Below are 12,696 nucleotides of genomic sequence, written 5' to 3' on the forward strand. Positions count from 1 at the left end.
TGGCAAGGCCGACCGGATACCATTCGTCGATCATCGCGTTACGGGTCATCGGGCGATCCCGCCGCGCGAATTATCCTCGGCCGCCCGCCGCAGCGCCTCTGCGGCCCTCGATGCGGCGATACGCTCGGCCTGACTGCTGCCCTGGTCCACCAGAACATGCATCAGCGTCCGCGCCTTCCCTTGCGGAGCAAGCAGCAGCTGGACGGTCCGGGCATTCTCGGTGTAGCCGAGCAGGCCTCCGTCGGCCTTGGTGCCCGCGACCGCCTCCAGCGCCGCGATGTCCGCTTCCACCATCATCGAGCGCAGGGGGGCGAGGCCCTCGAACCGGGGCGGCCCGGCGGCGGGTTCGCCAACGGAAATCCACATGATACCGCCGCCGTCCTCGACGGGCTGCGTCGCGACACGAATCGTGTCCGGCGGCGCCAGTGCCGGATGGGCCGGAATGCGCAGGCAGTTTCCCGCCTGGGCATAGCTCCAGCCGTGATAGATGCAGGACAGGCTCTCACCGCGCACGAAGCCATGGGAAAGGCGCATGCCGCGATGCGGGCATCTGTCGGCGAAGGCCGCCGCACGGCCGGAACGGCTTCGCCAAAGGGCAATCGGCCCGGCTGGGGATTGCGCCGGGATTACGGTTCCCGCCGGCAGGTCCGCGGAGAGGGCAACAGGCATCCATGAGCCAGTCGGATAGGGCGGCATGCATCAACTTTCAAACGACACCTAGCATCTTCCCGAGCGCGGCTTCGCGGTCAAGGATATGCTAATAAGCTCGGTTACGTTTGCACAACATTTCCTCACTGGCAACAATAGCCTAAAAAAGGTGCATGACGCCGTGGCAGGCAAGACCTGCGACTGCAAAGCTAGCCCGATTCGCTCTCGATCGGCGCCCGGCGAATGGTCTCGACCCAGACATCGATTGGTCCAAGAGAGCACCCCATCTCCATCATGTCGATGAGTTCGGCCGGGCCGGCAACTTCGAGTTCGATCCGGTCGGGACCGGTGACGCATATTGCCTGCGCGAGCCCGAGCTTGGCGGCATGACGCTCGATCCACGGAAGAAAGGATGCCGCCTCGACATCGCCGAGGATCGTCATGCGTTCCCGCGCAGAACGTGGGTTTTGCTCGCTCATCGAGACCTTCATGATTCGTCCGCGGCCGTCACGGCGGGACAGGATACGACTGTTTCGACTGCCGCACAAAAGATACCGGAAGAAGGTAGTGGGGCAGACTACCCAGTCGGTTTGGTGAGTGAAAACGCGAAGACGCCGCGGCCAGCCGGAACGGACTGTCCGCGACGTCGGTGGGCGGCAACCTTCATGCTTGCGTGAGAGCACAGTATTGCCCTTCCTAGGGAAAGGGCATCCGCAGCCACCACTGGCCGTCAGCGAAAAGCAAAAGCGTCAGTCTTGCTCCAGCCAGACCTTCTCCAGATCCATCTGGAAGGTCGGGTGGATGGAGTAGTTCTTCACCTTCTTGCTCATGTGATTGTAGAGCTTCTGCCAATAGGGCTGGATGATGATCCCCGAGTCCTGGATTATGGTCTCGATGTCCTTCATCACTTCCCGCCGCTTTTCGGGCGCGCTTACCGACAGGGCCTCCTTGAGCTTCTTGTCGAACTCCGGATCGGAGTAGCCGGTCTCGTTCCAGGCCTCGCCCGTTCGAAACGCCAGTGCCAGCACCTGGACGCCAAGCGGGCGCATGTACCAAACGGTGACGGAGTAAGGATACTTCGTCCAGTCGTTCCAGAAGGTCGAGCCCGGCAGCACCGTGCGCTTGACCTTGATGCCGGCGTCGCGAAGCTGGGCGGCAATCGCGTCCCCCGTGCTCTTGTTCCAGTCATCGTCGACGGTGATCAGCTCGTGCTCGAAATCCGCCTGGCCGGCTTCCGCCATCAGTTTCTTTGCTCCCGCCGCGTCGCGCGCCTTCTTTGGCAGCGGGTAGTATTCGGGGTGAATCGGGCTGACGAAATGATTTTCGCCGACTGTCCCGCGTCCGGCATAGCCCAGTTGGAGGACGACGTCGTTGTCGACCGCCATCTGGAGCGCGTTGCGCACGCGCTTATCGTCATACGGTTTTTGCGTGACGTTGGTGCGCGCAACCAGCGTCGTCGCGGTCTGGATCTCAGTCTGGTGAAGTCCAAGCCCGTCCAGGATCTCGACATAGTCCGCGCCAGTTTCATTGTTTAGGTCAACCTCGCCAGCCTCGAAGGCATTCACCATCGCGTTCGGGTCGGTTCCATAGTCGATGAACTCGATCCCATCGAGCATCGCTTCTCCGCTCCACCATTTTCCGCTCTCGCGCCGTTTCAAGACTGCCTTCTGGCCGACATCGTAGGAGACGAGCTCGAATGCACCGGTGCCGATCGGTTTCGTGACCGGATTGGCGCCGTCGGCGTCAAAGTTGCGGTGCACGACCAAGGCGGGGTAGTCGGTGAGACCGGCAATGAGCGCGATATCCGGGTCGCTCGGCGAGAGCTTGACCGTGTGATCATCGACCTTGGTAACGGCACCCTCGCGCGCCTTGCCGGTCTTCTGGTCGACCAGGCTGTTGACGCGTGCGGCCATGGAATTGCCCGCCGCCTTCTTGTCGCACCAGCGGTTGAAGCTATGGACGACATCGTCGGCGTTGAAGGCGTCGCCATTGTTCCAGGTCACGCCCTTGCGGATATGGAGCACGTATTCGGTGGCGTCGCTGTTGACCTCCCAGCTTTCCAGAAGCACCGGCTCGAAGGTGAATTCGCGGGTGTACCTGACCAGCGGCTCCAGCCAGGCGCGGCTGATATTGGCCATCTCTACCCAATCATAGGTGCGCGGGTCCTTCTGTTGCTTCACGACCATGGCGACGCGAAGCGTTCCACCCTTCTTGCCTTCCTCGGCGAACGCCGGGGCCGGCGCGGCCAGGCCAACCATGCCGTAGGCAACCGCAGTTGATGCGCCGAATGCGCTGGCCATCGCGAGGAATTCGCGCCGGTCCATAAGGCCCTCACGAACGTCCTTCGCCATACGCGTTATCGCTTTTGGAACGCGGGTTCCGCCGCTTTTGAAAAACTTCATTTTGAGTGCTCCCTGTTGATGATTGCTTGTCTCTCACGCGCTGCCCAAACCAAATGTCGAACCCCTGCATAGCGGCCGGTTTCTCGGACCTCAGGACCGCCGCCTCTCTGCCCGACCCGGCCAACAATGTCGGCTGGCTGCCGGTCTAGATCGACTGGCCAAGCACCCTCCCCTCGTAGATCGCCGCCACGGCAAGCCGCGGCGCCAGCGCGTCGCCGATGACCTTCGGTTTCAGCGCGGGCGCCTGTTCCTCGAGATCGTCCCGTACCCCCGTGTCGGACACGTTGGTGGTGGCCAGGACGAGTGTATCGGCATCGATCACGGTTTCGGTCCCATCGAGATGGCACCTGACCGTCGCGCCGTCGCCATGCCATGCCTTGACCACCGCGTCGGTTATCCAGTCGCCGCCCGCGCTCTTCAGCCGGGCGCGCGCAACGCCGTCGCTTTCCGTGCGTTGCAGGAAACGGCCTACCACTGGCCAGGACGTAACCACGGTGACGCGATGGCCACGCGCCACGATTTCGAGCGCGGTGCCGAGGCCCCGCCAATCACCCGTGTCATCGATGAGGAGCACATGGTCGCCCAGGCGTGCCGTCCGGGTCATCACATCCTCGACTGACCAGACATTGGGCAAGTCGACCCCTGGAAGGCGGTCCTGCCCAGGCAGTCCACGCTGGAAGCCCGTGCCGGCGGGTTGCGAGCCCGTCGCGATGACGATTTCCTCGAAGTCGCGGCCGGCGACCTCCCCGGCATCGAGCGGTGTATTGAACAGCAGACTGACGCCCAGTCTGGTCAACTGCCGTTCGTACCAGTTGATCAATTCCAGGATTTGAGACCGCCGCGCCTGCAAACCCGCGAGCCTGAACTGTCCGCCGAGTTGCGGGCCGGCCTCCGCGAGCGTGACGCTGTGGCCGCGCTCGGCGGCAACGCGGGCCGCTTCGAGCCCTGCCGGTCCGCCCCCGACCACCAAGACGCGCTTCGGCTGCATGCTCGGCGCGAAGCGGTCGCCACCCCATTCGAATTCGCGGCCGGCCGAGGGGTTGACGAGGCACGAGATCCAATAGTCCCTGGAGCGCCTTCCCCAACACATCTGGTTGCATGAGATGCAGCCGCGAATGTCGGCGTCGCGGCCGCTGGCCACCTTGTTGACCCAGTGCGGATCCGCGATCTGGCCGCGCACGATGCTGACCATGTCGGCCTGGCGCGACGAGATAACCTCGTTGGCATTTTCGGGTGTGCGGATATGGCTTTCGGCCTGGACGCGGGTGTGTTTGCAGACCTCCTTCAACGCATGGGCGTTGGGGGCGCCGAGCTTGTCGGGGAAGAGGAACGTCGGCATGACCGAGGAGTGATCGAAGTAACTGCCGGTGCCGCAGCTGATGTAGTCGATCAGGGCGCGCGCATCATGATAGGCGGCAATCTCCTGGAGCAGCTCCGTGTTCATCCCGACTTCAACCGAGGCGTCGATGCTCGAGGCTAGGCCGATGATGAACCCATCGCCGGTCACCGAACGGATGCGCGAGGTGATCTCGGTCGAGAACCGCATCCTGTTTTCGAACCTGCCGCCCCAGCGGTCGTCGCGCCGGTTCGACCATGGCAGCCAGAATTGCTCGATCAGCGAGTTGTAGGGGCCGAACAACTCCACCCCGTCGAAGCCGCATTTCTTGGCCCGGACAGCGGCGCCAACAAAGCTTTCGATGATCTCCTCGATCTCGGCTTCACGCATACGATGGCTGCCGTCCCCATCGTGATAAGACGGCAGGCCCGAGGGAGACCAATTCGGACTATAGGAATTGTCGTAATCTCCGTGCTGGCCGACGTGATACAGCTGGTGGATCATCACCGCGCCTTCCGCCTTGCAGGCGTCGGTGATCGCCCTGAAGCCAGGGATCACCGCATCGTCATCATGTCGGAAATTGCCGCGCGTCAGCCGAGCCGTCCGGTGGACCGGCATCGGCTCGACCACGATCATGGCCGCGCCTCCCCTGGCCCGTTCCAGGTAGTAGCCCAGGTGGCGCGCTCCGGGCATGCCATCTTCGGCCATGTTGGCGGTATGAGCGCCGAAGTTGATGCGGTTGCGGAGCGTCTTGTGGCGCAGCTGGAGCGGCTCGAGGATTTTGGAAAAAGCCGGCGTCAACGTCATGTCAGGGGAGTCTCTGCTCGCGAGCGCTCACTCGTTGGATGGTCAAACATTAGCGGTCTGCGAAATTCACGAATTGTGATTGCGACACGTTTTTCATAAGAATTGCGCTGGCGTGCTCTGCGTTGGAAAGGCGCCCGGATTTGACACCCGCACTGAAAACGCCTGATCGCGTCGGGCTGCCCTATCTGAAGGTCGGCATCATTCTTTGTCCGAGCTTCACCCTGACGCCGATGGCGAGCTTCGTGGATGCGCTTCGATTGGCCGCTGACCGGCAGGATCAGAGCCGGCAGGTCTATTTCGCCTGGGATTTCATTGCGGCGGGGCCGCTACCGGTGCGCGCAAGCTGCGGCCTAGAGATGGCCGCGACGGGAAACCTGGATGATCCAGCCACATACGACTGCCTGGCCGTGTGCGGCGGGCTGGTCCGGGATATGGAAACGATCCATGCGGCGACATTCGATTACCTGCAGGCAGCGGACAGGCGCGGCATCCCCATCATCGGCCTGTGCACGGGCAGCTTTGTGCTGGCACAGGCAGGGCTTCTCAGGCATCGCGAATGCGCTTTGCACTTTGACACGCTGGGCGAGTTCGTGGCGAGGTACCACCATGCCAGCCCGGTCACCAACCAAAACTATGTCATCGATGGAAATATCGTTACATGCCCGGGGAGCATCGTGGCGATTGAGGTCGCGGCCTTCCTGATCGCGCACTACAGCAATGCCGGCAGGGCGCAAAAAGCCCTCAATTACCTTCTCTTCAAACCCGAGGAACCGCGCATCGCCTTGCGGACGAAACCTTACGAGGAGGCACTCGGGGCGGCATCGCGACTGACCGTAGAGGCGGTGAAGGTGATGGAGACCCGCATCGATGCGCCATGCTCGATCGAGGAACTCGCGCATTCCCTGAACACTTCCAAGGCGCGCCTGAATCGCGCCTTCCTCGCAGACCTGCAATCCGCGCCAGCCGTGTTCTGGCGACGGATACGTCTACTCGCAGCGCGTGAACTCCTGGCGAGCCGACGGCGAAGTGTCACGGAGATCGCCTATGAAACAGGATTCAGCGACACTGCGCATTTCTGCAGCAGTTTCAAGAAGCACTTTTCGATGACCCCCAAGCAATTCAGGCGGATTGGGAAATGAGCCCGTCGGGGTCAAGCGCTGACGGATTCGAAACGGCCTTCCCCAAAACGACCAAGGGTCCTGGCCGATCAACTATCCAAGTCCGGGGCCTACCCAGGCCGGCACCATTGCTCGACACTGTTGCGGCGATATCCCGTTGAAGGCCCTGAAGCACTTTGCAAAATGCGAGGCTGACATGAACCCGCAGGCGATGGCTATGTCGATGATGGACATGCGCGTGCCTTCGATCAGGCGCTTGGCATGGTCCGTGCGTATCCGCAGATAGTGCCGCACCGGCGGCACCTCGATATGAGCAGCAAACAAGCGTTCCAGTTGACGCCGCGACACTCCGGCCCGATGCGCAACCTCATCCATGGAGAGCGGAAATTCGACATTCTCCTCCATGATCCGCATTGCCATCAGAAGCTTGTCACTCACGCCGGCAAAGGCAAGACCTGAAGGCCCGGTCTGGCGGTTTGACCCCGAACGCTGACCTTCGACGGTCGCGTGCCGGCAGACCTCTTGAGCAATGTAGTCGCCTGCGTGGCTCCCGATCAGGTCGACTGCGAGGTCAAATGCCGCCAGCTCGCCAGCGCAAGTCGAATATTGCCCATCCTTGACGAACAGGGAATCTCGTATTCGCGGCTGGTTGAAAACTTCGGCAAATGCGGCGAGCCGGGACCAGTGGATCGTGCAGCGCGTTCCCGCAAGCAGACCGGTCTGCGCCAGCACCCATGTCGCCGTTCCAACCGCCGATATCGAAACGCCGCGGCGCGCAATCGTGCGCAGAAATCCGTTGAGTTGTGGCGTCAGTTGCCGTTCGACCGGTTCGCCCGCCATTATCGCGAGCTGATCCGGCTTGCGATCGTCCGATCCGCAACCCAGCTCATCGATTGTTGCATCAACTGCAATTGAAAGGGCGTTGGCACCCTCCACGGGCCCAGCGTTCAGGCCCGCGATCCGCCAGCGGAACAGTGGCAGGCGCGATATCGTATTGGCGATGCGGAACGGTTCGATATAGGCGTGAAGCGCCAGATGCGAGAAGCCGGGCAACACCAAAACCACCAGCTCGAAGGGCCTGCCGGCTATCGCCGAAGTTCCCGGCGTGGCGGATGACTTCATGGCGCTTATGTTCGCGGACGCGTTCATCGGAGGCCGTGCATGGCGGTTGGGTTACCGAACATTCCGGGCTCGGGCTTCACCCTCAATATTCCTCGTTCAATGCATCGACCGCGGGAATCTCGCGCGATCGCCGGTCTATGTAAGCGCGCAGCTCCTCGTCCTTCGCGACATCTAGCGTGGGTTCTTCATACTCGGCCAGAAGCCGCCGGGCATGTTCCAGGGCGCGCACTTTGATGTCTTTGGAGCCGTCCGCGTACCACTGCTCGATCGAATTGTTGTCGAAAAGCTTGGGGATGAAGAATGCCCGCTCGAAGTTGGCCTGCGTATGCGGATGGCCAAGATAGTGGCCGCCGGGGCCGACATCGCGGACAGCGGCCAAGGCTTCGTCTAAATCGTCCCACTGGATGCCTTGCGTCATCCGATAGCCCATCGAGCAGACCTCGGCGTCGACGACGAACTTCGCGATCGAGCAGTGCATGCCGGCTTCGTTCCAGCCCGCCGAATGCCAGATGTAGTTGGCGCCCGACATCAGGACCGCCATCATGGTCATGGCGCTCTCATAGCCGGCCTGCGCATCGAAAACCTTGGCGCCGCCGAGCAGGTTGGACGTGCGCCAGGGCACGTTGTAGCGGCGAGCCATCTGGCCGATCATGAAGTTCATGAGCGAGATTTCCGGCGTGCCTGCCATCGGCGCGCCCGACTGCATCGACACCGTCGAAAGGTAGTGCCCGTAGATTGCCGGACAGCCCTTGCGTATCACCTGTGTGTAAGCCAGCGCGGAAAGTGCCTCGGCGTTGAGCTGCGCTACCGCCGCAGCGGTGGAGGCCGGCGTGTTGGCGCCGCCGAGAACGAAGGGCGAGCACAGCACCGGCTGGTTGCGCCGGCAGAAGGCGCGCATGGCGCCGAGCATGACCTGGTCCCAGACCAGCGGCGAATTGCCGTTGCAATTGCCTGTCGTGACGGCGTGCGTCTCGAGAAAACCCTCGCCGAAGAGGATCTCGCACATGTCGAGCACATCCTCGGCGTTCTTGGGCGAGGTGGTCATGCCCATGAAGATCTTGTCGGAATGCTTCATCGACGAATAGGTGATGTGCAGGTGCCGATGCGCGACGACAAGGTCCATCGGCTCAACGATGTGGTGCGCCGACGAATGCAGCGCCGGCATCATGTGCGCGAGCTTGTGGAAGGTGCCGAGGTCGGCGATCGTCGGGCCGCGCCTGACATCATCGAGGTCGCGCATGAAGGGCGCGCCGGTCATCGGCACGAAGATCGACTTCGGCCCGCCGAGCTCGACATTCTTCGCCGGGTCGCGGGCGAAGTATTCGATCCTGGAAGGAATGGTCTTGATGAGCTCCATGACCAGGCCGCGATCAAGATGGACCCTGTCATCCGCGCGCACGTCGGCTCCGGCCCTCTTCCAGTCCTCGATCGCGATCGGGTCGCGAAACACAACGCCGACGTCTTCGAGGATCGCGAGTGAAGCCTGGTGAATGCGCTCGACCTGCTCGGCATCCATAGGCTCCAGCACCGGCAGGCCGCGCTTCAGCGTCGGCAGCATGTCGATCTTCGGTGCCGTGCGGATGGTCCGCCGCGCTTCCCGCCCTCCCCTACGAGAAACTTGCAGTTGAGCAGTCATGACGCGGCCTCCAAGAGAAATTGTGCGGCCCTTGTGAGCCGGCCGGAACTATTGCCGGAAGCAGCGGATTTCACCTACTGCAAAAGTCTCACGCGCCTGTTGACTAAAGCGCGGAAAGGCCGAGTCTCCGACCTCCCGCCGCTAAGCCGCGGCCGCTGGCAACACCATCGGAATTCACCCTTCTGCTTGGTCGGGCTCGTCCCTGATCCAGGGGCGAGTTGCGCGCAAAGCCGGTACGGATTGCCGGGTTCTCAGCCTCAAGAGACCGGCAGCGGCAGCTTCTTTGTGCGCCCACCATCGATGACGTAGACTTGGCCGGTGACGAAGGCGCTTTCGTCCGAGGCCAGCCAGACTGCGAGGTTTCCGACGTCGGTCGGCTGGCCGAGACGCCCGACCGGATGCATGACAAGCAGCTCCCTACGGACGCGATCCCTGTCGGCCATGCTGTCAATGTAGGCTTCGCTAAGGTCGGAATTGATCCAGCCTGGCGCGATGGCGTTGCAGCGGATGCCCTCGTGCCCATGGTCAACGGCGACCGCCGCCGTGAAGCCGTGAATGCCCGCTTTCGAGGCTGAATAGGCTGGATGCCCGGGATTGGACGCCAGCCCTTCGATCGAGCCGATGTTGACGATGCTTGCGCAGGGCCGCTTCCGAAGGTGCGGCATTGCCGCCTTTGTCAGCAGAAACGGGGCCTTCAGGTTGATGTCCATCATCTGGTCCCAGTCGGCCTCGGTCATCTCGTCGACCGTCTTCTCGAACATGATGCCGGCGTTGTTGACGAGGATATCCAAGCCACCAAACCGTTCGACGACGGTCTCGACGGCAGCAGCAATGTCCCGGGAATTGGAGAGATCCGCCTTCACGTAGATGACACCCTCGTTGAGCATCGTCTCAGGCGGCGAGTTCCTCTGGACAATGGCGACTTTTGCGCCCGCCTCCACAAAGCGCTGGGTGATGCCGGCGCCGATACCGCGCCCGCCGCCGGTGATGATTGCGATCTTGCCTGCCAGTCTGTCAGCCATGGTGTCCTCAATAGACCGGCTTTGCGCCGTTCACTTCGACCGTCGTGCCGGCAATGTAGCGGGCGGCGTCGGAACTCAGAAAGTAGACCACCTCGGCTATGTCTTCCGGCTCGGCGATCCGGCCGAGCGGCACCGTGCTGTTGAGCTCCGCTATGGCGGTGTCGGGATTGAAACCGCGCTTGGCGAAGCCGGTGCGCAGCATCGGCGTGTTGACCTCGTTCGGGCACACCGCATTGACCCGTATCCCATCGCCGGCATGATCGCGGCCAAGACATTTGGAGAACGCCGCCACGGCCGCTTTGCTGGTGCAGTAGGCCGCGTGGCCGGGCCCGGGATAAAGTCCCCAGCAGGATGCGATGTTCACGATCGCGCCGCCGCCATGACCCTTCATATGACGAATGGCGCGCCGGCAGGTGTAGAAGATCGACTTCAGATTGATGTCGAACGTCCGCTCCCAGTCGTCGTCGGTCGTCTCGAGGATGTTCCCGCGGGTGATGATGCCGGCATTGTTGATGAGCACGTCCAGACGCCCTGTGGCCTGGATGGCGTATTCGATCAAATCCTCGCAATAGGCCTTGTCGCGAAGATCGCCGGCCTTGCTCCAGACCTTCTGCTCACTTCGGTTGAGCTCGGCGGCGAGCTTGTCCAGCCCCGCCTGGTCGGCGTCGCCGGCGACCACACGATAGCCGTTGGCAATGAACTGCCTGGAGAGCACTTGGCCGATGCCCCCGGCCGCGCCTGTTATCACCACCGTCTTCTTCTCAGTATCCGTCATCGCTCGAGCCATATTTTGAGGGAGAATTCGGCTCATATTCTCCGAACCACCGCCGAACGCCAGCGGCGCAAGCCTGCAAAAGTCTCACCTCCTTGTTGAGTTACGCGGCGGTCGACAGCGGCGTCGGACGCTGATTGGAAGGCGTCGGGGATCGCGACGGGTTGGTTCGTCGGATTCTCCTATGATCCGCCGCGAAGGGTTGGGATCGCGGCCATAGTCTGCCGAAACGCGGGCTATCGCATCGCTCGAAAAACGGCTTTCGGACAGATTGGCCTCTCTTGCTCAAGCTGTCGCGCCGCGCGATCATTGAACTGTTGGGAGCTTGAGATGGTTCGCCGCTACTACGATCTGCCGTCCTTGACCGCCTTGGCGGTTTTCGAGGCGTCCGCCCGGCACCTGTCGTTCAAGCTGGCGGCGGCGGAACTGAACGTCACTCCAGGCGCCGTCAGCCGGCAGATCAAAGCGATCGAGGACGAGCTCGGAGTGCCGCTCTTTACCCGGCTGGGGACCGGCGTGGCGCTGACAAGCGCGGGCGAGGACCTTTACGGCGTGCTCGCCAGCGGCTTCTCGCGAGCCGCCGACATCGTCCGAAATGTGAAGCGCGGCGATCGTTCGAGGAACGTTACTTTGGCCTGCTCGGATGCCCTCGCATCGATGTGGCTGATCCCGCGCATGCCGGACTTCTGGACGCGGCACCCGGATATTTCCGTCGACCACCTGATCTCCGACGATCCTCGCGACTACCGCCGCGCCGAAGTCGAATTGCGCATTCGCTACGGATTTGGATCGTGGCCGGACGAGAATGCCGAGCTGCTTTTCGACGAGACCATCTACCCCGTTTGCGGGCCTGGCTTTGCGAGCAGGCACCGCGATGCAACCGCGCAATCGCTGGCTGACCTGCCGCTGCTGCATGTTGATTGGGTTGATCCCGACTGGGCCGGCTGGGACGAGGTTTTGCGGCGCGCAGGCGTGCCGCACGGTTCGACCAGAGGTCGGCGCTTCGGCAAGTTCTTCGTGGCGCTGCAGGCCGCCCAGGCCGACCAGGGCGTTGCCGTTGGCTGGCACCGCCTGGTCGAGGCGCAGATCGACGAAGGCAAGCTGGTCAGGCTGACGGATCTGGAGCTGCCGGCGCCGGGCGGCTACTACCTCACCTGGAATGACAACCGCATGCTTTCCCCCGCTGCCGAAAGCCTGCGCGGCTGGATTCGGGAAATAGCGGCACAGGAGCGGGGAAGCTAGAACTCCCCGCCGCGATGCCGCTGCATCTCCCATTGACCAGCCAGACGATCCCTGCCAAACCGCGCCCCCGCATTGTGACAGGCTGTTGCGCGCCGTGTCGGAACCAATCCAATCGGCACTGGTTTCGATCTTGAAGGGACCGCAACGCGAGCGGAAAGATGGTTGAAATTTACAGCTTCGAAATGGACAAGGCGCGGCAGCGTGCCGGCCGAGCGGAACTGGCCCTGGAACGGGCTGAAAAACTGCTGGAGGGGGACGGCAACGTCGCTGTCAATTTGGCCCTGTGCTGCAGGATCAGAGGTGCGCAGCGGCGCGTGAGCGAGGCCAAGGCACGGCTGAAGAAGATCGAGTCCGCCAGAAGACTTCGCACCGGTTGATCGGATATTAGCAAATGTAACTGCGAGCGCGGCGGCGCGTGTGCTAGATTAGGATGTGCTGGTGTTCTCCTGGGAGGAACCGTCGTTGAGTATTGCATCCAAGCTCGCCGCAATGTCGGCGGGGCTGCTCGCTAGGCGTGTAGCCGCCGCCGCTCAACCCACTGCTGCCGTCAAACCCATCCGGTCATCGCTCGCCGACATTCCTCTCCGGCGC

At 62.5% G+C, this 12,696-nt stretch carries 11 protein-coding genes; 3 read left to right on the forward strand and 8 right to left on the reverse strand.

The window, feature by feature from the left end:
- Positions 1–45: 45 nt before the first annotated feature.
- The 4 genes from EN781_RS10480 to EN781_RS10495 all read right to left on the reverse strand — a co-directional run bounded on the left by EN781_RS10480 (position 46) and on the right by EN781_RS10495 (position 5,193).
- Positions 46–696, reverse strand: a complete 651-nt coding sequence (locus EN781_RS10480; RefSeq protein ID WP_126056430.1) for a Rieske 2Fe-2S domain-containing protein — start codon at positions 694–696, stop codon at positions 46–48.
- A 161-nt stretch (positions 697–857) separates the two neighbouring features.
- A complete protein-coding gene (locus EN781_RS10485; RefSeq protein WP_126059235.1) occupies positions 858–1,127 on the reverse strand; it encodes an acylphosphatase in 270 nt (89 codons plus the stop codon).
- Between the two features lie 270 nt (positions 1,128–1,397).
- Complete coding sequence (locus tag EN781_RS10490; RefSeq protein ID WP_126056431.1) at positions 1,398–3,050, reverse strand: ABC transporter substrate-binding protein; 1,653 nt, start codon at positions 3,048–3,050, stop codon at positions 1,398–1,400.
- Positions 3,051–3,195: 145 nt separating this feature from the next.
- Complete coding sequence (locus EN781_RS10495; protein WP_126056432.1) at positions 3,196–5,193, reverse strand: FAD-dependent oxidoreductase; 1,998 nt, start codon at positions 5,191–5,193, stop codon at positions 3,196–3,198.
- Between the two features lie 140 nt (positions 5,194–5,333).
- On the opposite strand from EN781_RS10495, the gene EN781_RS10500 reads away from it, so the two are divergent.
- Positions 5,334–6,332 (forward strand): helix-turn-helix domain-containing protein, encoded by a 999-nt coding sequence (locus tag EN781_RS10500; protein WP_126056433.1) that lies wholly within the window; start codon positions 5,334–5,336, stop codon positions 6,330–6,332.
- A gap of 72 nt (positions 6,333–6,404) precedes the next feature.
- Here EN781_RS10500 and EN781_RS10505 read toward each other — a convergent pair whose 3' ends face one another.
- The 4 genes from EN781_RS10505 to EN781_RS10520 all read right to left on the reverse strand — a co-directional run bounded on the left by EN781_RS10505 (position 6,405) and on the right by EN781_RS10520 (position 10,866).
- Complete coding sequence (locus EN781_RS10505; protein ID WP_189375297.1) at positions 6,405–7,433, reverse strand: GlxA family transcriptional regulator; 1,029 nt, start codon at positions 7,431–7,433, stop codon at positions 6,405–6,407.
- 82 nt (positions 7,434–7,515) lie between these two features.
- Positions 7,516–9,069: a trimethylamine methyltransferase family protein gene (locus EN781_RS10510; protein WP_126056435.1), complete on the reverse strand. Its 1,554-nt coding sequence runs from the start codon at positions 9,067–9,069 to the stop codon at positions 7,516–7,518.
- 257 nt (positions 9,070–9,326) lie between these two features.
- Positions 9,327–10,091: a glucose 1-dehydrogenase gene (locus tag EN781_RS10515; protein WP_126056436.1), complete on the reverse strand. Its 765-nt coding sequence runs from the start codon at positions 10,089–10,091 to the stop codon at positions 9,327–9,329.
- 7 nt (positions 10,092–10,098) lie between these two features.
- Complete coding sequence (locus EN781_RS10520) at positions 10,099–10,866, reverse strand: SDR family NAD(P)-dependent oxidoreductase (protein ID WP_126056437.1); 768 nt, start codon at positions 10,864–10,866, stop codon at positions 10,099–10,101.
- A gap of 327 nt (positions 10,867–11,193) precedes the next feature.
- Here EN781_RS10520 and EN781_RS10525 point away from each other — a divergent pair, with 327 nt between their 5' ends.
- Both EN781_RS10525 and EN781_RS10530 read left to right on the forward strand, forming a co-directional pair.
- Positions 11,194–12,105 carry a LysR substrate-binding domain-containing protein gene (locus EN781_RS10525; RefSeq protein WP_126056438.1) on the forward strand — a complete coding sequence of 304 codons (912 nt, stop codon included), beginning with the start codon at positions 11,194–11,196 and terminating at the stop codon, positions 12,103–12,105.
- Positions 12,106–12,263: 158 nt separating this feature from the next.
- Positions 12,264–12,482 (forward strand): hypothetical protein, encoded by a 219-nt coding sequence (locus EN781_RS10530; RefSeq protein WP_126056439.1) that lies wholly within the window; start codon positions 12,264–12,266, stop codon positions 12,480–12,482.
- The last annotated feature ends 214 nt before the right edge of the window (positions 12,483–12,696 follow it).

Source organism: Mesorhizobium sp. M4A.F.Ca.ET.090.04.2.1 (assembly GCF_003999085.1).
GTDB lineage: Bacteria > Pseudomonadota > Alphaproteobacteria > Rhizobiales > Rhizobiaceae > Mesorhizobium.